19 protein-coding genes are annotated in these 22,872 nt (G+C 44.3%); 7 read left to right on the forward strand and 12 right to left on the reverse strand.

Annotation, left to right across the window (positions count from 1 at the left end):
* Positions 1-14 precede the first annotated feature (14 nt).
* Positions 15-2,636, forward strand: coding sequence for a DNA mismatch repair protein MutS (mutS, locus tag P3L47_RS05870; RefSeq protein ID WP_410510723.1), 2,622 nt, complete (start codon positions 15-17; stop codon positions 2,634-2,636).
* 97 nt (positions 2,637-2,733) lie between these two features.
* Here the strand turns inward: mutS and P3L47_RS05875 are convergent, their stop codons facing one another.
* The 7 genes from P3L47_RS05875 to P3L47_RS05905 all read right to left on the reverse strand — a co-directional run bounded on the left by P3L47_RS05875 (position 2,734) and on the right by P3L47_RS05905 (position 8,608).
* Complete coding sequence (locus tag P3L47_RS05875) at positions 2,734-3,990, reverse strand: acyloxyacyl hydrolase (protein WP_277783005.1); 1,257 nt, start codon at positions 3,988-3,990, stop codon at positions 2,734-2,736.
* A 233-nt stretch (positions 3,991-4,223) separates the two neighbouring features.
* Positions 4,224-4,685 (reverse strand): DUF4252 domain-containing protein, encoded by a 462-nt coding sequence (locus P3L47_RS05880; protein WP_277783006.1) that lies wholly within the window; start codon positions 4,683-4,685, stop codon positions 4,224-4,226.
* Between the two features lie 4 nt (positions 4,686-4,689).
* On the reverse strand, positions 4,690-5,097 hold the full coding sequence (locus tag P3L47_RS05885) for a hypothetical protein (protein WP_122362032.1): 408 nt from the start codon (positions 5,095-5,097) through the stop codon (positions 4,690-4,692).
* Entirely contained in the window at positions 5,087-5,599 is a 513-nt protein-coding gene (locus P3L47_RS05890; RefSeq protein WP_122362031.1) for an RNA polymerase sigma factor, read from the reverse strand. Before P3L47_RS05890 ends, P3L47_RS05885 begins: the two co-directional genes overlap by 11 nt.
* Positions 5,589-6,038: a DUF4252 domain-containing protein gene (locus tag P3L47_RS05895; protein WP_075559637.1), complete on the reverse strand. Its 450-nt coding sequence runs from the start codon at positions 6,036-6,038 to the stop codon at positions 5,589-5,591. Before P3L47_RS05895 ends, P3L47_RS05890 begins: the two co-directional genes overlap by 11 nt.
* A gap of 158 nt (positions 6,039-6,196) precedes the next feature.
* Positions 6,197-7,108: a DMT family transporter gene (locus tag P3L47_RS05900; RefSeq protein ID WP_122362030.1), complete on the reverse strand. Its 912-nt coding sequence runs from the start codon at positions 7,106-7,108 to the stop codon at positions 6,197-6,199.
* A gap of 279 nt (positions 7,109-7,387) precedes the next feature.
* On the reverse strand, positions 7,388-8,608 hold the full coding sequence (locus P3L47_RS05905) for an MFS transporter (protein WP_277783007.1): 1,221 nt from the start codon (positions 8,606-8,608) through the stop codon (positions 7,388-7,390).
* A gap of 344 nt (positions 8,609-8,952) precedes the next feature.
* Here P3L47_RS05905 and gad point away from each other — a divergent pair, with 344 nt between their 5' ends.
* The 5 genes from gad to P3L47_RS05930 all read left to right on the forward strand — a co-directional run bounded on the left by gad (position 8,953) and on the right by P3L47_RS05930 (position 15,494).
* Positions 8,953-10,392, forward strand: coding sequence for a glutamate decarboxylase (gad, locus tag P3L47_RS05910; protein ID WP_075559634.1), 1,440 nt, complete (start codon positions 8,953-8,955; stop codon positions 10,390-10,392).
* Between the two features lie 11 nt (positions 10,393-10,403).
* A complete protein-coding gene (gene glsA, locus P3L47_RS05915; protein ID WP_122362027.1) occupies positions 10,404-11,369 on the forward strand; it encodes a glutaminase A in 966 nt (321 codons plus the stop codon).
* Between the two features lie 89 nt (positions 11,370-11,458).
* The gene (locus P3L47_RS05920; RefSeq protein ID WP_277783008.1) at positions 11,459-12,388 is read left to right on the forward strand and encodes a tyrosine-type recombinase/integrase; all 930 of its coding nucleotides are present in this window, start codon (positions 11,459-11,461) and stop codon (positions 12,386-12,388) included.
* 418 nt (positions 12,389-12,806) lie between these two features.
* A complete protein-coding gene (locus P3L47_RS05925; RefSeq protein WP_277783009.1) occupies positions 12,807-13,568 on the forward strand; it encodes a DNA-binding domain-containing protein in 762 nt (253 codons plus the stop codon).
* A gap of 207 nt (positions 13,569-13,775) precedes the next feature.
* Positions 13,776-15,494, forward strand: coding sequence for a T9SS type A sorting domain-containing protein (locus P3L47_RS05930; protein WP_277783010.1), 1,719 nt, complete (start codon positions 13,776-13,778; stop codon positions 15,492-15,494).
* 68 nt (positions 15,495-15,562) lie between these two features.
* Here the strand turns inward: P3L47_RS05930 and P3L47_RS05935 are convergent, their stop codons facing one another.
* The 3 genes from P3L47_RS05935 to P3L47_RS05945 all read right to left on the reverse strand — a co-directional run bounded on the left by P3L47_RS05935 (position 15,563) and on the right by P3L47_RS05945 (position 17,861).
* Positions 15,563-16,669: a type II toxin-antitoxin system HipA family toxin gene (locus P3L47_RS05935; protein WP_199715671.1), complete on the reverse strand. Its 1,107-nt coding sequence runs from the start codon at positions 16,667-16,669 to the stop codon at positions 15,563-15,565.
* Complete coding sequence (locus tag P3L47_RS05940) at positions 16,669-16,986, reverse strand: helix-turn-helix domain-containing protein (RefSeq protein ID WP_233577140.1); 318 nt, start codon at positions 16,984-16,986, stop codon at positions 16,669-16,671. The genes P3L47_RS05935 and P3L47_RS05940 overlap by 1 nt, the downstream gene beginning before the upstream one ends.
* Before the next feature lie 110 nt (positions 16,987-17,096).
* Entirely contained in the window at positions 17,097-17,861 is a 765-nt protein-coding gene (locus P3L47_RS05945; RefSeq protein WP_122362021.1) for a potassium channel family protein, read from the reverse strand.
* 199 nt (positions 17,862-18,060) lie between these two features.
* Between P3L47_RS05945 and gadC the strand changes: the two genes are divergently transcribed.
* Positions 18,061-19,617: a glutamine/gamma-aminobutyrate antiporter GadC gene (gene gadC / locus P3L47_RS05950; RefSeq protein ID WP_277783011.1), complete on the forward strand. Its 1,557-nt coding sequence runs from the start codon at positions 18,061-18,063 to the stop codon at positions 19,615-19,617.
* Positions 19,618-19,720: 103 nt separating this feature from the next.
* Here gadC and P3L47_RS05955 read toward each other — a convergent pair whose 3' ends face one another.
* Together P3L47_RS05955 and P3L47_RS05960 are read right to left on the reverse strand one after the other, a co-directional pair.
* Positions 19,721-20,305, reverse strand: a complete 585-nt coding sequence (locus P3L47_RS05955) for an RbsD/FucU domain-containing protein (RefSeq protein ID WP_277783012.1) — start codon at positions 20,303-20,305, stop codon at positions 19,721-19,723.
* Between the two features lie 5 nt (positions 20,306-20,310).
* A complete protein-coding gene (locus tag P3L47_RS05960) occupies positions 20,311-22,860 on the reverse strand; it encodes a GH116 family glycosyl-hydrolase (protein ID WP_277783013.1) in 2,550 nt (849 codons plus the stop codon).
* Positions 22,861-22,872 lie beyond the last annotated feature (12 nt).

Genomic DNA, 22,872 nt, shown 5'->3' on the forward strand with positions numbered 1-22,872 from the left:
TTGAAACCCCATTGATGAAGCAGTATTTCGATATTAAAGCGAAACATCCGGATGCTGTTCTTCTGTTCCGTGTAGGAGACTTTTACGAAATGTATGGCGAAGATGCCGTAGTAGGTGCCGAAATACTGGGGATCGTACAGACTAAGAAAGCCAACGGACCGGGACAGTTTATCGAAATGGCAGGTTTTCCGCATCATGCACTCGATACTTACTTGCCAAAACTGGTCCGTGCCGGTAAGCGTGTTGCCATCTGTGATCAGCTGGAAGATCCGAAAATGACCAAGAAACTGGTGAAGCGTGGGGTTACGGAGTTGGTCACACCGGGAGTTTCCATCAATGACAATATTCTGAATCATAAGGAAAATAACTTCCTCGCTGCCGTTCATTTCGGGAAGGAGGTTTGCGGTGTCGCTTTCCTGGATATTTCGACCGGTGAGTTTCTGACTGCTGAGGGAACGATCGACTATATCGACAAGCTGCTCAATAATTTCTCTCCGAAAGAGGTACTTATCGAACGTAATAATCGCAAGAAATTTGAGGAAGTGTTCGGTCCCCGTTTCTTTACTTTCGAGATGGAAGACTGGGTTTTTTCGGCTGATGCCGCCAACGACCGCCTGCTGAGACATTTTGAGACAAAGAACCTGAAAGGTTTCGGTGTGGAACATCTGAAGCTGGGAGTGGTTGCTTCGGGTGCTATCCTGTATTATCTGGATCAGACACAACATACACATATTTCACATATCACGGCACTGTCACGTATCGAGGAAGACCGTTATGTACGACTCGATAAATTTACGGTACGCAGCCTGGAGCTGGTCGGTACGATGAACGATGAGGGCACCAGCCTGCTGGACGTAATCGACAAAACCGTTTCTCCTATGGGATCGCGCATGTTGCGCCGCTGGGTTCTGTTCCCCTTGAAAGATGTCAAACCGATTCAGGAACGCCAGAATGTGGTGGATTATTTCTTCCGTCATCCGGAAGTAAAAGAGATACTGGACGAACAGATCGAACAGATCGGTGACCTGGAACGTATTATTTCCAAAGTGGCTGTGGGACGTGTTTCTCCTCGTGAGGTGGTACAGTTGAAAGTCGCTCTCCGGGCGATCGAGCCTATTAAAGAGGCTTGTATGGCAAGTGACGAGCCGAGCCTTTCCCGTATCGGTGAACAGTTGAATGCCTGTACGGAGATACGCGACCGGATCGAGAAAGAGATCAATAACGATCCGCCCGCTTTACTGAATAAGGGCGGTGTCATAGCCAAAGGAGTCAATGCGGAATTGGATGAATTGCGTGCTATTGCTTATTCCGGTAAGGATTACCTGATACAGGTACAACAACGGGAAAGTGAGAAGACCGGGATTCCGAGCTTGAAGATTGCGTTTAATAATGTGTTCGGTTATTATATAGAAGTGCGCAACGCACATAAAGATAAAGTTCCGGCTGAATGGATACGCAAGCAGACACTGGTGAATGCCGAACGTTATATTACGGAGGAGCTGAAAGAGTACGAAGAAAAGATATTGGGAGCGGAGGAAAAGATACTTTCCCTTGAAGGCCGCCTGTTTACCGAGCTGGTAACCTGTCTTGCCGAATTTATACCTCCTATCCAGGTGGATGCTAACCTGATCGGTCGCCTGGACTGCCTGTTATCGTTTGCTAAGGTAGCGGAGGGTAACCGTTATATCCGTCCGAATGTAGATGATTCGGATGTGATCGATATAAAGTCGGGCCGCCATCCGGTGATTGAGAAGCAGTTGCCGTTGGGTGAGGCCTATATTGCCAACGATGTGTATCTAGATAGCGAGCAGCAGCAGATCATTATTATCACAGGTCCGAATATGGCGGGTAAATCAGCATTGCTGCGCCAGACGGCATTGATCACGCTGATGGCACAGATCGGTTGTTTCGTTCCTGCCGAGTCTGCCCGTATCGGTATGGTAGATAAGATATTTACCCGTGTCGGGGCTTCCGATAATATATCCGTCGGTGAATCTACTTTTATGGTGGAGATGAACGAGGCTTCGAACATCTTGAATAATATGTCTTCACGCAGTTTGGTTCTTTTCGATGAACTGGGGCGGGGAACAAGTACCTACGACGGTATTTCGATTGCCTGGGCGATTGTCGAATATATCCATGAGCATCCGAATGCCCGTGCCAAGACGCTTTTCGCTACCCATTATCATGAACTGAACGAGATGGAACGTTCTTTTAAACGAATCAAGAATTATAATGTATCGGTAAAAGAGGTTTCCAATAAGGTGATATTCCTGCGTAAACTGGTTCCCGGTGGTAGTGAACATAGCTTCGGTATCCATGTGGCGAAGATGGCGGGTATGCCGAAAAGTATCGTGAAACGTTCCAACGAGATATTGAAACAACTGGAAACGGATAATCGACAGGAAAGTATCGATTGTAAAGAGAAAGCAAAAGGTAAAGGAAAAGTAAAAGCAAAGCCCGTCCGGGAAATCGCTTCTGCTGCCGAAGGTTATCAACTCAGCTTCTTCCAACTGGATGATCCCGTACTAAGCCAGGTACGCGACGAAATCAAGAATCTCGATGTCAACAATCTTACTCCGATAGAAGCTCTCAACAAACTAAGCGAGATAAGGAAGATTATAACAGGGAAGTAAGACAGTTTCATGCTGAGAAAACAAAAGTTTCTTCCCTGTCTCCTTCGGTGGAGAAAAGGCAATTTAAATTTACTTTCAGGGATATGACAAATTATTTTTATCGGTGGAATGTCGGATACTTGTTATGGAACCGGTATCCGATACCTAGCATTAAGTAATTGGGAGTATGGAAGTTTTGCAGGTTGTATCCGATATGTATAAATGAACTACGGGTAACTTCGATTTTAAGTGCTAGAACCTGATATAAACCTTTCAGATCCCCTCCGCGGTGTATTACATTTCCTCCCAAGCCTATTCCGACTGTAAAGTAAGGCATCACATATTCGGCACGGGCAGAAAGTCCCAGTGCCAGTTGGTAGCTGAGCGGCGGACGGTAAAACTGTTCGGTAGAAGAAGAGGAGTAGGGATCGGCATAGATATTGGCACTCTCGTCATAAACTCCATCCACCGATACACCTGCCCGAAAATTATATCCGAAGTTATACATCGGGTTAATGTTGAATCCTGCTACCGCAAATGCTCCCGGGGCAGCAACCTGTCCTTCTCCCACATAGACACCTTTCCGACGCCATGAACCGAACAGGACGACATCATAGCTGATATGGCGAGGGAAACGGGGTACAGGAGGCTGGAAGAACGGTTTGGAAAATAAATCGCCGTTCCTGTTAAAGTTATATACCAGTCCCACTTTCAGTCCGACCGTATTCAGTCCCGCATTCGGAAACCGGGTATTCCCATTCGAGAAATGCGTTAAATCCACTCCGGCTGTCAGATCCAGTTCTTTTGAAAGAATATAGTTCAGGTAGAAATTAGCATTGATATAAGCGTTGATTTTCGAACCGATCACTTTGTTGTACGGATTATCATATTCTTCATAAGGCTTCCAGCCGAAAGAAGCTCCGAAGTTCCATTCATAGTTGAACGACAGACGGGGATTGAGCTGGGCAATACGTGCACCCTGAAAGAGGTAAAGGGCAAAGGGAGTTCCTATTTCCTCTTTATTATCAAACGAATACATGGCCAGTCCAAGTCCTTGGTAGGAACCTCTGTAAATTCGGTCCGTGTAACTGTTCGGATAATATTGAAAGGAATATTTCAAATGGGCAGAGATGGATTTACGGATAGGTTTCATATCCATATTGTCTCCTCGCAGGAAAGAGTTGGTTGGGAAAATATAAGTAGGCCGTCCGTCGATACCTAACCTATGGATCAAACGACGTGAATAGGATATGGAATCTGTCATATCCCTCGGTACGTTTTTATATGTCCCATCATCAGCAAAAGCAATGCCGGATAAAAAGCACATTGCAATCAGGATAATCAGGACATTCAACCTCTCTGTTCCACTTTTCATACGTTGCTCTACTCGTTTGTTATTTGATAGATAATCAGGGTCAAATACCTAATGTCTCGCAAATATAACATTTTAGAGCGTTTACTATAGCTTATAATGGTTTCATTTTTACTCTTGTACCCTAAAGTTATAGATTTATGATCTTATTTCTATTTCAGATTCGTTCGTTTGTCGGGATATAAAGCAGTATTCCCGATATCAAAGATTGTTGAAAACCGGGATACTTTCTGCTTCTATTTATTCATTTCTTTTGTAATTTCCTGGATGTCCTGCAAGGTGAAGTTACCCAATAGCTGGATCACATTGAAACTATTGTCGGCATCGGCGAGCATAATCAGTTCGCTGATCAGGTCTCCTTTCTGCTTTACGTAGAAAGTGGCACGCGTCTTGCCGTCCTTCACCCTCATCAGTTCTTCGTGATTCTTACCGATCAGACTTTCGAAATCGTTACGCATAGTTTCTTTTATACTATTGTTTTGGGTGGTAAGAATCTGCAGGCCTTCTATCTTCCCTTTCAGATTCGTCAGGTTGAGACCGTTTGTCTTCATGTCGGGTATCATCTGGAACATGGCTTTCGAAATATATACGGAAGTGACGTTGTCCATTTCGGAATATTTGTCGAACAGTTTGTTCTGTGCAAAGCAAATGCTCGTGCAGCACAGGAAGAGGATGAGTAGTATATTTTTAGTTTTCATCTTGTCAGTCATTTAAATGTTTATTCAAAATACGGTTTACATTATTTATTTCCTGTTGGGCATCGTTCATCTGATCGATTCCCTTGTTGAGGTTAGAAGACATGAAAGCCAGCGCTTTTCCAGCGGCTATGGCGGCTTCCTGCGGATTGGTGTAGGTATCTGCCAAATGCTGTTTACCTGTCTCCAGGTCTTTCAGTCCGGCAATACCGACGCAAAGCAGTAAGATTGCTGCGGCAGTTCCGCTAATCCAGTAGAGTGAACGGCGGCGGAAAGATGAGCGGAGCGTCTTTTTCTTTTCAGCGGCAGCCCAGGTGTCGATCTGTTGCTCCAGCCGTTCGGAAAGCCCTTCCGGCAACATCTGATCCTCCCGGAGGACTTTGTTGATTAATTCATCTATCTGTTTATCGTTCATATTCGTATATTTTATCAAATTGTTCCCGGATTACTTTGCGTGCCCGGGAGAGTAACACGCGTATGTTTACGGCATTGAGGCCGGTGATCTGTTCTATCTCGTCCATCGAGCAATCGTCTATTCCCCGAAGGCGGATGACTTGCCGCTGGTTTTCGGGCAGACGGCTGATCAGTTGCCGGATTTGCCGTTCCTTATCCTTCGTTTCCAGCTCTTTTTCCGGAGAAGAGTCGGTCGCCAGCATGAAAACTTCTTCTATCTTTTCTTCCCGGCGATTGGCACGGGGGGAACGGAGGAAGTCGAGACAGAGGTTTTTGACCAGCGTGACGCAGAATGCTTCAGGATTGTCGATGTCGGGCAGATCATCCCGTTTATTCCATAGTTTGAAGTAAGCATCCTGGAGGATATCTTCTGCGTCTGCTTTGTTTTCAACAAGGGCGTATGCGATCCGGAAGAGCTTGGGGTGGAAGGGGAGGAACTTTCGTTTAAAGTTCTCAGCATCCATTCCCATGATCTTTCACTACTTTATCTATGTCGGACGGTTTGATCTTACCTTTGATGCGGATCAGCGCGTTGCTGTTGCCGGTCGTGAGAACTACCAGTTCGCGGATCATATCTTTTTCAATGCGTACCATTACTTTTGTACGGCTGCCCTTATCGTTGGAAGTGACCATTGTTTCGAAGTCAGGGTCTTTCAATTCCTTGATCGCTTTGGTAAAGCGTTCTTTTATCTCGTTCTTGCAGCTGCTAAATTCAATGACTTCTATACCGTTCACTCCCATGGTTTCTGTAAACATGCTGGCAAGCTTCATGGTGATATTGCCTATCTTGACATGGTTGATCTGTTCTATTTTAGAAAATTCTTTGAACAGGTCGTTCATTGTCTGGCTATTTCCTGCCTGGCAGATCAAAATCAGTGCCAGGATAACAAAGTATCGTTTCATCTTTCTGTTGTATTAAATGATTACTAATCCGGTTTGTTTCCGTCTTCCTTTTGCGCGCTTTGGAAGAGCTTCATAAGAGAGACGGGATCAACGGATAAGTTGTTACAAAGAAAGAGAAAAAAATAATATGCCAATGGGGTAATGTGCCAATATGCCAATTATTTTGAAGCAGTGGCTTTGTCTTTACTTTCCGCTATTTCAACAAAATAGACACTGGAGCAGATCAGTGCAATGGCGATCATCTGGTACCAGCTGAAGCGGTCCTGACCGATGGAAAGGGAGACGATGGTGGCAACGATCAGTATCAGGTAGCCGTAGAGAGCGACCAGTGTCGTGCTCAGGTATTTCAGTCCGATTGGGATCAGCAGGTAACTGATCGTTGTGGGGAAGATGAGGACGAACATCAGGACCAGGAAAGGAGTCCATTCGAAATGGCTGAAAAGATGTGCATCGAAGCCGGTGAATGCCATGACGACCAGTGAAGAAAAAGCGGCTCCGAGGAAACTGTAACGCAACATATTGAGCGAACTGACCCTGCCCAGTACGACATTGCTTATGATCAGGTAAGCAGCATAAGCAATTGAGCTGAGCATACAAAGCATATTTCCGGTAAAGGCATCCGAGGCCAGGTCATCGCTTTTCTGTGTCAGGATACAGAGTAGTGCGCCCCCCAATCCGATGGTAATACCGATGATCTTCATTGCCGTGATCCGTTCTTTCAGGAAGAGAACGGACAGGATGAATACCCAGATCGGTTGGAGGCTGCTGAACAGCGAACTGGAAACCGGGGTCGTTTTGCTGACACCTATCAGATAAAAGAACATGAAGCCGAACAGCCCGATCGCCCCCAAAAGAAACAGGGTGACTTTTTCCCTCAGGGTTGTCTTGTCCTGTTTCCAAAACAGACTGATTATCCAAAACATAAGGGCTCCGAAAACACATCGGAACATGACACCCGTCAGCGGTGCGATCCATAAAGGGAGTAAATATCGGAGTGCATTCGCATTCAAACCGCTGAAGGTTTTCGATACGATCATACTCAGGTTGGCTTCTGTTTTTTTATTCTTCATCTTATTGGCGTTTTAATGATTAAAAATCGGATGTAAAGGCTCCTTTGATCTCAGAAATGGCATTTGAATGGTGAAAGTCGGTTTCCGAGACCTAAGAAATCGGTTTTTAACGTTGAAAGTTACTTTCCGAGGTCTCAGAAATGACTTTTCAATAGTGAAAGTTACTTTCTTAGGCCTAAGAAACCGACTTTAAACGTTGAAAAGTCATTTCTACTTTCGTAAAAGTCAACTTTCACCATTTAAATGCCATTTCCGGAAATGTTAAAGCCGTTACATCATCTAAAACCTGTCGTTAAACAGGAACGAATCCTGTTTGATATAAGCCCAAACGGCAGCTGCCAGGGCAATAATCATGTTGAACAGGAAAGCAAACTGTTGTGTCTCTATATGGAGCATATCTTTGAATACATTTATAATGAACGGGCATAGCAGGATTGCCAAATAATTCATAGCCATGACGAAAGCCAGTGCCAGCGTCACTTTCGACGGGATAGCCGTGCGGGTGGTCTTGTCGTAAGCGATCGGCTGGATAACGCCATAGGCTAGTCCGGTGAAGATACAGCCCAGTCCGATCAGCCATTCCGTTCTTGAAACCAGGATCAGCAGCATCCCCAGTGCGATCGAGAGCAGGCAATAGAATTTCGTTTTCTTACCCAGGAAGTCTACAATTTGGTTCAGTACGAATCCCGGAGCCATGATAGCCAGGAAAAACAGGGAGATCATGATACCCGAATTGCCGCTGGTGAAATGATATTCTTTCATCAGGAAGGGGAGATTGAAGCTGACAATGATAACGAGGTAAGTCGCCAGCCCGTAAAACCCCATGATCTGTACGAGGTGTCTGACCTGTATGCCGAACTTACCGAATGCCGGGTCGCTTTCTTTCCCTTTCTCTTGGGTTGAAACGGTAGCGGAAGCGGGTAGGGGACTGATATTCTTTTTCAGGTAGAACGACAGGACGATTGAAATAAGCGGGAAGAGATAGACCAGGAACGGCAGATGCCAGTTGATCTCCGCCAGGTATCCTGTCAGCACGGTTGCCAGCACCAGTGTCACATTGGTAATGGCCGAACTCAGACCGAATTGCTTTGTCCGGTAGGTACCGATGAAGAATCGTGAAATAAGTCCGGTAGAAAGAGGAACGATCAGTCCTGAACCGATTCCCAGCAGGGCGCTGACAGCGATCAGTTGCCACATCCTGGTCGAGAGCAGATACAGGATACCGCTTACGGCAAAGATGCTTAACCCTATCTGTAATAACCAGATATTATTGATCTTCTCTGTCAGTTTTCCGGACAGGATAATAAACGGTATGATCAACAGGGAAGGCAGCGACGACAACATCTGTATATCCAGTTCCGTTGCATGCGGAAATATAGCCGAAAGCTTCCCCAGGATAGGAGAAACAGCCAGTCCCGGCAGCGCGTTCAGTGCCGAGATCGACCATATACCTATTAATGTGATGAGGGGAATCGTCCCCTGTCCTGTCTGTATTCTCATACTTAAAATAGCTGTTTTATAAGACAGAAAACAATTCTTATGACTGAATGTTCATTTTTACTGAATTGTTATATAAGTCTGTAAATGGCACGCAGATGACACAGATTAAGCAGATGAACACAGATCTTATTCTTAAAATAACTTCTAATCCGTGTAAATCTGCCAGATCTGTGTCATCTGCGTGCCATTTACCTCATTTTAAATAACATTGTTTTAATAAACCCCAAATATTCCCTCATTAACCAAAATCGAAGAACAATTGCCGATGGAGGCTGTTTTTGCACTACAAATCGATGCACGAATGTCGGTTGCGCCAATTCTTAAATAATTAAAAACAAAAAGACATGAAAGATTCAAGTTTTAGAGAAGGTGATGCCAAAACTGCGATTTTTGGCTCGAATGCGATGTTGCATCCAGCTCCAGTAGACGTAATTCCTGATGGTCCTACCACTCCGGAGATTGCGTATCAGATGGTAAAAGACGAAACTTTCGCCCAGACACAACCCCGTTTGAACCTGGCTACATTCGTCACTACCTGGATGGATGATTATGCAACGAAGTTGATGAACGAAGCAATCAACATCAACTATATCGACGAAACTGAGTATCCGCGTATCGCTGTGATGAATGCAAAATGTATCAATATCATGGCTAACCTGTGGAACAGCCCCGAACAGGCACAGTGGAAATCCGGTGCATTGGCGATCGGTTCTTCCGAAGCATGTATGTTGGGTGGTGTTGCTGCCTGGTTGCGTTGGCGTGAAAGAAGATTGGCTCAGGGTAAACCGGTCGACAAACCTAACTTCGTCATCTCTGCCGGTTTCCAGGTTGTATGGGAAAAGTTCGCTCAGTTGTGGCAGATCGAAATGCGTCAGGTACCGTTGACACAGGAACATATCACACTCGACCCGCAGGAAGCCCTGAATATGTGTGATGAAAATACAATCTGTATCGTTCCTATCCAGGGTGTTACATGGACAGGTCTGAACGACGATGTGGAAGCGTTGGATACCGCTCTCGATGCATACAATGCAAAGACCGGTTATGATATTCCTATCCATGTGGATGCAGCTTCCGGTGGTTTCATCCTGCCGTTCCTGAAACCGGAGGTTAAATGGGACTTCCGCCTGAAATGGGTACTTTCCATCAGTACTTCCGGACATAAGTTCGGATTGGTATATCCGGGTTTAGGCTGGGTAGTATGGAAAGACAAGAAATACCTGCCGGGTTCCATGTCTTTCAGTGTAAATTATTTAGGTGCAAACATCACTCAGGTCGGTTTGAACTTCTCTCGTCCTGCAGCTCAGATCCTGGGACAATACTATCAGTTCATCCGTTTAGGATTCCAGGGTTACAAGGAAGTACAGCAGAACAGTATGGCTGTAGCCGATTACCTGCATGCTGAAATCGGCAAGATGGCTCCGTTCCAGAATTACAGCAAAGAAGTGGTGAACCCATTGTTTATCTGGTATCTGAAACCGGAATATGCTAAATCAGCCAAATGGACATTATACGATTTGCAGGATAAACTGAAACAGAGCGGATGGATGGTTCCGGCATATACATTGCCTGAAAACCTTGAAAACTGGGTTGTTATGCGTATCGTTGTCCGTCAGGGATTCAGCCGCGATATGGCAGATCAATTACTGGGCGACATCAGCAATGCTATTGCCGACCTGGAAAAACTGGAATATCCTACTCCAACCCGTATTGCACAGGACAGAAACCAAAAAGTAAAAGGTTCTGTATTCACTCACACAGGTATTCCCAAATCAACAAAGTAAACTATTTGAGTATGGATAAAAAGATTTCCGTTTCACAAATAAAGGAAGCGGCTCAGGAAGCCTACCAGATGTTTAAGAACAACACAGACGGAAAGAATGCCGATTACATACCTTATCTGGCCAATATCGATAAGAACCTGTTCGGCATAAGTGTCTGTCTGATGGACGGGACGATCATCCAGCTAGGCGATTCCGAATACCGCTTCGGTATAGAATCCGTATCGAAAGTACACACAGCCGTGTTGGCTCTGCGTCAGTACGGAGCACAGAAATTGCTTGAAATGATCGGTGCCGATGCGACTGGACTGCCTTTCAACTCTATCATGGCTATCTTGCTGGAGAAGGATCATCCTTCTACTCCGCTGGTCAATGCCGGTGCGATCACAGCTTGTAGTATGGTACAGCCGATAGGTGATTCTGCTAAAAAATGGGATGCCATTGTTTCTAACATTACCGATCTTTGCGGTAGCGCTCCCCAGTTGATCGACGAACTGTATAAGTCGGAATCGGCCACCAACTTCAACAACCGCTCTATTGCCTGGTTATTGAAGAACTACAACCGTATCTACGACGATCCGGATATGTCGCTCGACCTGTATACCCGTCAGTGTTCATTGGGAATCACAGCAGCTCAATTATCTGTCTGCGGAGCTACTATTGCCAATGACGGTCTGAACCCGGTATCTAAAAAGCAGATATTCGACAGTTCATTGTCACCGAAGATCACATCCCTGATCGCAACCGTAGGTTTCTACGAACATACCGGTGACTGGTTATATACCTCCGGTATCCCAGCAAAAACGGGTGTAGGTGGTGGTGTAATGGGTGTAATGCCCGGCCTGTTCGGTATCGCTGCTTTCGCTCCACCAATTGACAGCGCAGGAAACTCTGTGAAAGCTCAGTTGGCGATCAAATATATAATGAATAAACTGGGTCTGTCCATTTTTAATGGCGACCGGGTAACAATTACTGAATAGAACAGTTTATTCTTTTAATTGGCAAGCCTCTTTGTTCCTCGTTCAGAGGACGGGAGGCTTGTTTTGTTTATTTCTAAATTATATATAGTATGACAACCTTTTTCTTCACTTATGCCGACACTTTGGTGAAGCGTAAACGTAAGGCCGGGCATTTTTCGACTGCCGACCTTTATCGCGCTTCCTCTAACTGGCTCCGGCAGTTTTGGGGTGACGATAGCCTGTCGTTTGACGGTATCACCCCCGGCTTGATCGATCGCTTCCGTGACTGGCTTCAGTCATTGGGACATCTGAAAACAAATTCGATAAACAGCTATCTGAGTAGCTTTCGTGCCATCTTTCATATGGCTGTGCGCGAAGGGTTGGCACCGTCGAACTGTCTTTCGCCTTTTGCACACCTCAACCTCCGGCAAGGAGAAACTGCCAAACGTGCCCTTCGTAGGGAAACGATCGAAGAGATTGTGCAGATGGATTTGTCGGATAGTCATGAGCTGGAGATGGCAAAAGACTTTGCCCTTTTCTCCTTTTTGGCTTGCGGATTGCCTTTTGTCGACCTGGCGCATCTGACAGCCGACAATATTATCGCCGGTGAATTAGTCTACAACCGCTGTAAGACTGGTACCCTGGTACGTGTCTGCATCACCCCCGGCATGCAACGACTGCTCGATAAATACATGCAACCCGGTAGCTGTTATCTCTTCCCCGTTCTGTCCGAAGACAGTAACGGGGAACAGCAATATGAAGCCTATAAGAAAGCCCTTCATCATTACAACAGTTGTTTGAAAGAAATCGGTCAACGTCTGGTCATCCCTATCCATCTAACTTCGTATGTTTTCCGTCACACCTGGGCGACAGAAGCATTGCGTAACGACACTCCGATAGCTGTTATCAGCCAGGCCCTCGGCCATACGTCGGAAAGGACAACACGCCTCTATCTGAAAGCACTCGACCAGTCGAGGCTCAATGCTGCCAACAAGATTATTATAAAGGGACTGGATAGTTTGGTAGGAGTGAGGGCTTAAGAGACCTTATTTGTGAAATAAGGGTGTTTGCCCCATTTGATGCAGGCCATGATAAAAAGGACCTGTACTAGTGTGGAAACGGGGCAAAGATATATTTTTATTTAAACAAGAACAAACTTATCTGCTTATAATTAGATGGGTAGGGGATGATTTGTGCTTTTATGAAAAATTTAGGAGGCTTAGGTTAATGTATGGGCATGGAGGTACTAAGGGTAACCTTTTCCCTCTTGAAAAGGAGTAGAGAGTGTATCATTAGCAGCCTGTTTTACTCACATTGATACACACACTATTCTTCTCAAAAGGAGAAAAGGCTACTCTCAGCCGCAAAAAATCCAATACAAAGAACTACCCTTATTTCACAAATAAGGTCAAAACAAGGAAACGCCTGGTTAACCGCAGGCAATAAACATTTATTATTATGGCTGAAAAGATCATTCTAACCGCCGATCTCTACGACAACGCCGTCACAGAGAAAAAAGGAGACTACACTGCAAAAGCCGCCATCACAGGGACTTTACGTAACGAACAAATCGCTGACCGCATCGTGGCTAAACGAACCGAGTATCGTAAGGAAACCATTGTCAACATCCTTGACCTGGCTGATCAGGAAAAGGTAGAAGCTATTGCTGAAAACAAAAGTGTTATCGATGGCGTAGGACAGTATTTGTTGAGCATTTTGGGAGCTTTCGACGGAGAAAAGGCTCCGTTCGATCCCGCAAAACATAAACTTTCAGCCACTTTCATCCCCAGTAAAAAACTGCGTGACAGATTGTCTGACGTACAGGTACAGACACGACCGGCTATCACCGGTCCGGTTATTAACTCGATTACGGATTCTACGACCGGCGAATTAAACGGGCTATTGACTTCAGGTAGCGCTGCTGTGATTAATGGCTCGAATATTAAGGTAGCAGGAGATGCTGAAAATGTAGGCGTATTCCTGGTTCCGATCAGCGGTGATCCGCTGAAATGCCCGTTGCTTATTCATAACAATCCTTCGCAACTGACCGTTATGCTTCCGACATTGACCGACGGAGAGTATACATTAAGTATTACCACCCAGTCCGGTGCAGGTAATAAACTGGTCAAAGATCCGCGAACTTATACATTCCCTGTTTTACTGTATGTAGGTGAAAAACCAGGTGGAGACGATGAGGATGATCGTCCGGTAATCGAATAACCCCTCCCTGGTTAGCCTCTCTGACCAACTGTTGGTTAATGAAGCTGAGAGCCGTTGGTTACACCATCAAACTAACGTTGGTTAAGCAAGCTGACCAATGACTCTTATTCGGACTAACCAACGTTGGTTAGACGGTGCGCCTAAAAAATGTTAACGCTGAAAATATATCTAACTTTAATAATTAGTCTAACTTAAATTAAAATGAGTATGAAGAAAATTTTTACTTTGGCAGTAGCCTTTATAGCTGTTGCGTGTGGTGTGCAAGCACAAGTGGATGCGAGTGTATCAGCATCGATGAAGATTGATAAACCGATCGAGTCGTTCGATTATGTCGCACCGATTCAAACCAAAGCGGATGCTGCCACGTTTGTCGGTGGTACGGGTACAGAAGCTGATCCATATCAGATTGCGACAAAGGAAGATTTGCAGAAATTAGCTGAGTTGACTTCAAAAGCAGAGAATGAGTCTTTAGAAAACTTGAAAGGGGTATTCTTTAAGCAGACAGCTGATATTGTATTTGAAGAAGGTGATAAAATGCCTGTAATTGGAGCTGGAGCCTATTTTTGCGGGACATATGATGGCGACGGATATATGATCAAGAACTTTACAATAACAGGAAAAAAACAAGATTCTAAAAGTCAAGTTCGAGCTCTTTTTATATATTGCAAAGGTGCAACTCTCAAAAATATACATATGGTCGGCACTAAAGTTGAGTATGATTTGGAAGGTGCCGATTATAGTGTACTGATAGGTGGGCTAGCTTTTCAGGTTGTAGAAGGAAAAATGATCAATTGTACGACAGAAGGTACCTATACGGTGCGTGCTAAAGGGGAAGTAAGCAGTTCTGCCATTGGTGGGTTAGCTGTTAGTTTAACTAATAGTACGGTTGAGAATTGCCGCACGTATGGAACGTATCTGAATGAAGTCGCAGTAAAAGGCGGAGAAAAATGTTTCGTTCAGATCGGAGGTATTGCAGCTGAGATGTATAATTCAAATATTATTGATTGTTTTACCGGTGGTACCATGGAGGATAAAGCTACCGGGAATGTAGCTGAATTGATACTTCGTACAGCAGGAATGGCTGCTTTTGCTCAATCTTGTCAGATAGAGCATGTAGCAAGCGTAGGAGAATCTTTCACATCTATCGCAGACAATAAGCAGGAAGGTGGTAAAACAACTATATATACAGCAGGTCTTGTAGCCGTTGCGAATTATAAAAGCATGCTGTCAAACTCTTGGAGCGCTGTAACCACGTTAAAGAGTGAAGAGGCTACAGGTTCTATCGAGCCTGCTTATACAGCTTTCTTATTTGGAGACTCTAAATCAGAAAACACTTTCTATGCAAATAGTGCTGAAGTAATAAAAGAAGAGGAGTTCATCAACGAAATTAATGGAAAATTCCCTGCAAGTGCTAAACCTTGGTTATTCAGAGAAAACGATTATCCATCTCTCTTACCTTTGTATACTGTAACCCTACCTACTTTGACAGGTGCAACAACCACTCCGGGCGAAGGTGCTGCCCAGATAGAAGAAGGCGAACGTTTCCGTTTCTCTTTGGTATTGGAAGAAGAATATAATCAATCCAAACCGGTTGTAACTGTTGGTGATAAAACACTGGAACCGGATGCCAACATGAATTACGTGACAGAACCGGTAACAGCTGATATGGTTGTTAAAATCGATGGCATTGTCAAGAATACGGAAACAGCCAATGAAGAGATCAACGCTTCTGTTCAGAAAGTATATGTAGCAGACGGTATTCTGTATATCCAGCCGGAAGCAACTGCCCAGGTGAACGTATTCAATATGCAAGGCCAGCTGGTGAAATCAACCCTGGTTTCCAGCGAAGCCCAAATACAATTGCCGCAAGGTCTTTACATTGTCCGTTTGAATGACCAAAGCTATAAAGTTCGCATAAGCGAATAAACAGCTGTCATGGCATAAATAAGGCTGTGCTATCCCTTTCATGGGGAATTAGGCACAGCCTTTTTTTATTAGAAATCATGCCATTTCTTTAACATGATCTTTGCGCAGTTTGAGTATACCTGATCGAACAGTTCTTTGCATTTTTTACGGGGAAGGCGGATTCGGGTACCGGCTTCGATCATATCGTTGTAGTCGGGGAGACCTTTCCCGTTGATTAAGGTGGTATGTTCGCCGCCATAACCTTCGTCTGAGCGGGTGAGGTCGTAGGCTGGCGATAATTGCCAACCGTTATTGATATATAAAAAGGCAAAGTTCTTGGCATGGTCGTCTTTATTGCCGGTCAATACGTTGAATACCATCCGGCGAAACATTTCTTCCACCTGCGGTTGCTGCTTGGTTAAATAGCCGGTTGCCTGCATTAAAGCGATATAATCGAGAGAAGGGTAACGAAAGTCTACGTCCAGTAATCCGGCTGCGGTGATAGTGTGAATACGTTGTCCGTTGTCGATGTCGAAACGTTTTACACCAAAGTATTTCCCTTCGAACAATCTTGTTTCCGGCATATTGATACCACAGGCTTTGGCTGTAAGTGAATATTGATATTCTTTCTGTCCCATATCCGACGGATCATAGGTATGCCTGAATTTGATTAGCCAGGATTCACCATCTACATTGAGCAAGCATTTGGGACGACATCCACCTGAGTTTCCGCTGTTGTGATATAAAATGTCGATGTTATCCAACGACTTTTCATTTAAGACATCATCAGCCAGTTGCTGTAAGGAGTCGAGGCTGGGAAGCTCCTTGGATATACCGACTGCTGTTTCCGGCAAATAACATAAGGCTCCCATACCACTTGAGCCTACAATACTCAGGCGTTGTAGTGGATTTAAAGTAAAATCGTCAATGCCTTCTTTCAAAAGCATCTTATGGAGTAAATATCTACCGTAGCCATCCGGCAGGCTGTCGGCAAATACACCGAAGTTGCCGTAGAACGGTGTTGAAGGCGCTTCAAATAATTGGTTTGTGAGAGGTAGTTTTAGGGGAGATATTGAGAAACCGTCAGTAAGCCATTCTTTGTCATATTGAAATACACAGTTACCTTTGGGAGAAATGGCTATCATACCTACAAGTCTGTCATGGTAATATACGCTTAGTTTGGATATTTCACGTATCATATTCTCCCTCTCTTTCTGGATTTATTGGTATTGATGTCATTCAGTTCCTCGATAGTTGTATACCGGGGTGTTTCCATTAATTTAAGCAACTCTTCGGAGTATCCGAGGGCGACAGCAATAGCAATGAAAGATTCTAGAGATATCTTACCTTCATCTTCGAATTTACGCAATGTGGCAGCGCTGACTCCGGATAACTCTGCCAGTTTATTTCTGGAAAGATTCTTTTCGAGCCTGCGCTGTTTAATGCGGGCGGCATATTCTGTTATTATATCTTCGCTACGGGTAATTCCCGGTATGAATTTAATATACATCATTGTATCAAATAAGTTGCTATATATGATATTAATGCTATAATGATATCAATAATATGCAAATATAGGCAACTTATCTGAAACAATACCGGATTTGGTATCATTTTCCTTATTTATTCTTTCTCTTCAGCAGGTTTTGATGCCACTGCCTGTTGTGGGGCAGGTGTATCATCTATCTTGTAAAAGTCTGCTTTCCTTTTGTTTGCATTTTGGACCAGGCTGGTTACATAAACAGTGAAGATCGGGAACATCATCATCCCTAATGCTGCCAGGAGGACCGATAATATCCTTCCTGTCGGAGTAACGGCATATATATTCGAACCGACCGTTGTCACGTCCATAAAAGCCCACCATAACGCATCATCGTAGCCGGTTACCTGCGGGTTGACCTTATGTTCGATCACGAAGAATATCAGGCTGGAGAAATAGACTGTTGCCAACAGCATCGTCAGATAGGAGACGAACAGGCCGGATGCTTTGTTCGATGACAGCCATCCCACTACGATAGCCAGTGCGTAACCGCTGCGTGCCAACGGGATAAAACGGAGGAAATAGGTGATCTCCGGAGAGAATTCGATTCCGTAATAATTAATAATATTCAGATAAGGAATAGATACGATCAGGAAGATAAAATGGGTTTGCAGATAATATAATTTACGTTTTGATAAGAAAAACTCCAAAACGAAATCGGCAATGAAGAACATACATATCCAGAACTGTATTTTCAGATACGAGCCCTGCGTCATGAAAGGAATGTTCTTAAATGTATCGATTGAAATGACTACAATAAGGAATAGCGAAAGTAACAAAATGATAACATGCAATACCCCGTATATTCCTCTTTTCTCATAAATAATATCGCTAAAAGCAGACTTCATTGTGTTTAATATTTAGGCGTTTAGATAAAAATATTTTAGGCTATCTAACAGTGGAAAGCCCCATTTTGTTTTTAACACTATTCTGTTAATTAACCTAGTTTGACATCTTGTTGACAAACTAACACAATACCGATTTGTTTTACTGACATATTTAAAGCGAAACTAAACAAAACAAAATTCACATTTAAACAGTAAATTCATGGCAAATGTAGGAAAAGCAGTAAAACTAGGAGTTTTTACTCTTGCAATTATGAATGTTACGGCGGTAGTGTCTCTCCGCGGACTACCAGCCGAGGCTGTATACGGATTAAGTTCAGCCTTTTATTATCTATTTGCGGCAATTGTCTTTTTGATCCCTACGTCGTTGGTGGCAGCCGAACTGGCAGCGATGTTTCAGGACAAACAAGGTGGGGTTTTCCGATGGGTAGGGGAAGCCTACGGAAAGAAATGGGGTTTTCTCGCTATCTGGGTACAATGGATTGAAAGTACGATCTGGTATCCTACCGTATTGACTTTCGGTGCCGTTTCCATTGCCTTTATCGGGATGAATGACGTACACGACATGACACTGGCTTCCAATAAAATGTATACGCTGGCAGTGGTGTTGATCATTTACTGGTTGGCTACCTTTATTTCACTGAAGGGAATGAGCTGGGTTGGTAAGGTTGCTAAAGTCGGTGGTATTGTGGGAACTATTCTTCCGGCCGGTCTATTGATTCTTCTTGGTATTGTTTACCTGGCTATGGGTGGTCATTCAAACATGGACTTCCATGGCGATTTCTTTCCTGACTTTTCTAAGTTTGATAACCTGGTGCTTGCTTCCAGTATCTTCCTGTTTTATGCCGGTATGGAAATGGGCGGTATCCACGTGAAAGATGTGGAAAATCCATCCAAGAACTATCCGAAGGCTGTATTTATCGGTGCGTTGATCACTGTTCTTATCTTCGTGCTCGGTACTTTCTCTTTGGGTGTTATCATTCCGCAGAAAGACATTAACCTGACACAGAGTTTGCTGGTAGGTTTCGATAACTACTTTAAATTTATCCATGCTTCCTGGTTATCTCCGGTCATTGCTATTGCATTGGCATTCGGTGTGCTGGCAGGTGTATTGACATGGGTTGCCGGTCCGTCAAAAGGTATCTTTACGGTTGGTAAAGCCGGTTATCTGCCTCCTTTCTTCCAGAAAACAAACAAGATAGGTGTTCAGAAAAATATTCTGTTGATTCAGGGATGTGCTGTTACTTTATTGAGCTTGCTGTTCGTAGTAATGCCTTCCGTACAGAGTTTCTACCAGATTTTGTCACAGCTGACCGTGATTCTTTATCTGATCATGTACCTGTTGATGTTCTCAGGAGCTATCGCATTACGTTACCGGATGAAGAAAGCCAACCGTCCGTTCCGTATCGGTAAACACGGTAACGGTTTGATGTGGTTTATCGGTGGTCTTGGCTTCTGTGGTTCATTACTGGCATTTATCTTGAGTTTTATTCCGCCTAGCCAGATCTCAGTCGGTAGTAATACCGTTTGGTTTGCTGTATTGATCATCGGTGCAATAATTGTAGTTGCCGCCCCGTTCATTATCTATGCTTCCAAAAAGGCATCCTGGGTCGATCCGAATGCACAGTTCGAACCGTTCCATTGGGAAACAGTTAAAGTACAGGCTCCTGCTGCAGGAACTGCTGCTACTCAGACTGCCAATACAAATAGCACAAGCGGAACAACGAATACGACTAGTACTACAAATACACCCACATAATCATACTTATGTAATTTCTATTCTACGTACTAAAGAGAAGAGGGACGGAACCTGGGAAGGTTTCGCCCCTTTATTAATTTCTGTACAAGGTTGGATTAACGGACTATTTCGATTGTTTTGCGTCAGCTATCCGTCCGTTGAGTATGGATTGTTTACTATTGTCCCAGTATTTACAATCAAGCTCGAAGAAGGTAGAGGTGTAGGGTTTTGTCAATCCTGTTTTTATAATAACGACTTCGAACAGATTACTAATGCTGTCCAGCCGGGCAATCAGCTGATCGTGTTCGATATTGATTATTTCGGAGGATGATAAAACCTGCTTCATTTCTGCTTTCAGGTCAGCTATTCCCGGACAGAAGTCTTCTTCCAGAAAAGACAGTTCTTTATCCTGATAGGTATGGGCATAGACATGCATGGAGTTATCCAGCATGTTTTTGACTGTACCCAGCACTTCCGTATAAGGCTCGCTGGCGTATAAGGTCGTGATACCTTCCTTTGCCTGCAACGGATAGGCCATATCTGTTATGACTATCCAGTTGCGGTGGCCTAATAGCGGGAGCTTTTCTTGCAGGACGGTTTGCCAGTTGTCAGGACGGGAAGCCTGTCCTGTTACTACCGGATCTTTCTGAAGACAACTGCTTAGAAATAAGTTAGCAAACAAGCAGTATAGTACAATCAGTTTATTCATAACCCTTACAGTTTTATTGTTTGCTTATTTCCTTCTTTCAGATCGAAGTGTTTTAGTTTCATTTCTTTTTTATTGCCGACGGTAAGCGATTTCAATAGGAGTGAGCCGTTGATGACTTCGATGGTTACATCATTATCGGTGACCTGGATAGTTCCCCATGCGTAACCGTTACTCCAGAAATAGTTGCCGGGACGATCTGTAATTTTCATGCTTTTATCGACACCCGAGTATTGGAAATCGCTTAAAGCGATGATAGCAGACCAGCTTGCCATCGAACGGGCATAATGGTGTCCGCATTCCGGTTCGCTGAAAGGATTCCGTTTAGCTCCGTCGTGACGGTCGCGTACGGATTGGATACAGGTGAGGGCTTCTTTTTCCATACCTTCGTAGATCATACTAACAGCCGCACAGTATTCGAATCCGGTCATCACTTCGGCAAAATAGGGGAATGGAACTTCCAGGCGGCCTTTAGGCCAGGAGGCCATAAGCAGTCCGGATTCATTGCCCATTACATAAGAACGCATATTGTTGAAATGGCGGCTGAAGTCCGTGACATAGTTGTATTTCATGATGCTGTTCATGCTTGTCCGGATGTGATCTTTATTACCCAAATAACCTAATCCACATAAATGGGACATATATTGGCCGACTAACTGGTCTACCAGGCAGCCGGGACCTAATTGGAAAGCGGGGATTTTGACATTCGGGTCATTCATGTCCAGGTATTCAAATGTTTTCGGATCAGTGATTTTATGTTCATAATATTCACCGTTGAACAGGTTTTTGTCCATCCAGCTGCTTCCTTTTTCGAACAGAGTATGACATTTCTTTGCAAAATCTTTATCTTTCATGGCTGTAGCCATCTTTTCCGCAGCCTTTAATGCTCCCATATACCAGAAGCCCATTTGCGGGTTGGGCCCGTAATAATCCACATCCATAGTATTATGTTGGGCGCCTTCCATAACACCGTCCTGGTTACCATCCCATCCTTTGTCTGTCCAGGCGTAGGCGAGGACTTTCTTTACCTGTTCCCAGTTGTTTCTCAGGAAATCAGTATCTCCGGAAAGCTGCCATTCGCGGTATATTTTCATGATGCAACCCATTTGTCCGTCAGCTGCAGCACTGTTACCTTTATTTGCTTCCGAGAGTGGGAGAGAGGCTCTGAAGTTCATCAAACCGTTTTCTTTAGTAGCATAATTGAATTCTACGTCACGCATGGTTTTTGCCAGTTCCCCGAAAAGGTAAGGAGTTGCTACTTCATAGTTCCATACATGAGTACATGAACCTGCACATGAGCCGAAACGGTCCATGACACCTTCCCAACCCATCATATGCCCGCTAGGTAAACGGAATACGGTCTGTGAACGTAAAGTGGCAAGGTTAAACAGGGCAGCTTCTTTTACGACATCCGGATAAGAAGTATTGAGCAAGGCATTTACGAAAGATAATGTCTTCTTTTCCAGTTCGGGTATTTGTGGGATAATCATTTCTGCAGCTTTCCAGGCATCCGGATATTGATTGCTGTAATAGTTTCCGACTACAGTGGAAGACCAGGCTTTTCGATTCGGGAAATTCCAGGTGATATAGAATGTAAATGTTTCTGTGCTTTGAGGAGCTACCATTTTTTTTACGGATAGGGAAGCCATCGGGTCTTCGTCTTCCTGTTTGTTCCGTTCTGTCAGCAGGCCGTCTGCACTGAAATCGTCCCAGAAGTTTAGTATGCCGTTGTTCCAACTGTCGGCTTTGGATGAGGTACGATAGGTTACTTTTCCGGCTGTCCGGGTCGTAAGGGCAACGGTTCCCCATGCCGGGTCGTTTTTGTCTACACCGTCCGAGTAAAGGTAGATCCCCTTTATTCCGTTATTTTCAATGTATTTGTTTTTGTTGTCTTTTACTCCGGTAGGAATGTAATCTCCTTTCCAGTCTGTACGAAATTTGCTTCCGTCTTTACCGATGAAATTGCGCATAGAACCACAGATAGCAACGTCCATCGGTTGGTCGGTCGTGTTGGTCACCTCATAAGAGAGGACAGCGACAGGCAATCCGCTGGCATCGGCATCGCCCGGAATAAATGGATTAAAACCTTTTATTTTGACTTTTACGGGTAAATCTTTATCTGATAAAGAGACTTGTCCGAAAGGATAGGCTGCGTCGAATGAGGCTTCGGCAAAACGCGGAAGTCCGTGATGATTGACAGGTCGTCCTTCATAATGGAGATATTCCTGTGGATATAAAGGACCGGCCAGTAGGGTTGTGGTAGCTTCCTGGTTTTGCGGTTTGGCATAGATTGCAAAGAAGGGAGCATTGTTTCCGGTTGTTACCGTACTGTATTTCTTTGCCGGGACATTCATGATTTCCCAGTCCCGGAGTTCTCCGCGACCACCTAGTGATACAGTACCTGTCCCGATCCCTCCTAACGGCAATGCTATCTGATAAAGATGTTCTTGATCGTATTTTTTTAGTACCGGCCACTGTTGTGGCTTCCATTCCTGGGCTTGGACCGCTATGATACTGGAAAGTACTGTTCCGGCCACGATTAAATATAGTTTATTCATGTGTAAAATATA

The sequence above is a fragment of the Parabacteroides chongii genome (assembly GCF_029581355.1).
Taxonomy (GTDB): Bacteria; Bacteroidota; Bacteroidia; order Bacteroidales; family Tannerellaceae; genus Parabacteroides; species Parabacteroides chongii.

Bases quoted from the DNA above. Each gene is read 5' to 3' on its own strand.
- P3L47_RS05900 (WP_122362030.1), bottom strand. From the start codon at position 7,108: ATGAAGAATAAAAAAACAGAAGCCAACCTGAGTATGATCGTATCGAAA.
- gadC (WP_277783011.1), top strand. From the start codon at position 18,061: ATGGCAAATGTAGGAAAAGCAGTAAAACTAGGAGTTTTTACTCTTGCA.
- P3L47_RS05880 (WP_277783006.1), bottom strand. From the start codon at position 4,685: ATGAAAACTAAAAATATACTACTCATCCTCTTCCTGTGCTGCACGAGC.
- P3L47_RS05940 (WP_233577140.1), bottom strand. From the start codon at position 16,986: ATGATGTATATTAAATTCATACCGGGAATTACCCGTAGCGAAGATATA.
- mutS (WP_410510723.1), top strand. From the start codon at position 15: ATGAAGCAGTATTTCGATATTAAAGCGAAACATCCGGATGCTGTTCTT.
- P3L47_RS05960 (WP_277783013.1), bottom strand. From the start codon at position 22,860: ATGAATAAACTATATTTAATCGTGGCCGGAACAGTACTTTCCAGTATC.
- P3L47_RS05885 (WP_122362032.1), bottom strand. From the start codon at position 5,097: ATGAACGATAAACAGATAGATGAATTAATCAACAAAGTCCTCCGGGAG.
- P3L47_RS05925 (WP_277783009.1), top strand. From the start codon at position 12,807: ATGGCTGAAAAGATCATTCTAACCGCCGATCTCTACGACAACGCCGTC.
- P3L47_RS05945 (WP_122362021.1), bottom strand. From the start codon at position 17,861: ATGAAGTCTGCTTTTAGCGATATTATTTATGAGAAAAGAGGAATATAC.
- P3L47_RS05955 (WP_277783012.1), bottom strand. From the start codon at position 20,305: ATGAATAAACTGATTGTACTATACTGCTTGTTTGCTAACTTATTTCTA.
- glsA (WP_122362027.1), top strand. From the start codon at position 10,404: ATGGATAAAAAGATTTCCGTTTCACAAATAAAGGAAGCGGCTCAGGAA.
- gad (WP_075559634.1), top strand. From the start codon at position 8,953: ATGAAAGATTCAAGTTTTAGAGAAGGTGATGCCAAAACTGCGATTTTT.
- P3L47_RS05920 (WP_277783008.1), top strand. From the start codon at position 11,459: ATGACAACCTTTTTCTTCACTTATGCCGACACTTTGGTGAAGCGTAAA.
- P3L47_RS05890 (WP_122362031.1), bottom strand. From the start codon at position 5,599: ATGGATGCTGAGAACTTTAAACGAAAGTTCCTCCCCTTCCACCCCAAG.
- P3L47_RS05930 (WP_277783010.1), top strand. From the start codon at position 13,776: ATGAAGAAAATTTTTACTTTGGCAGTAGCCTTTATAGCTGTTGCGTGT.
- P3L47_RS05905 (WP_277783007.1), bottom strand. From the start codon at position 8,608: ATGAGAATACAGACAGGACAGGGGACGATTCCCCTCATCACATTAATA.
- P3L47_RS05895 (WP_075559637.1), bottom strand. From the start codon at position 6,038: ATGAAACGATACTTTGTTATCCTGGCACTGATTTTGATCTGCCAGGCA.
- P3L47_RS05875 (WP_277783005.1), bottom strand. From the start codon at position 3,990: ATGAAAAGTGGAACAGAGAGGTTGAATGTCCTGATTATCCTGATTGCA.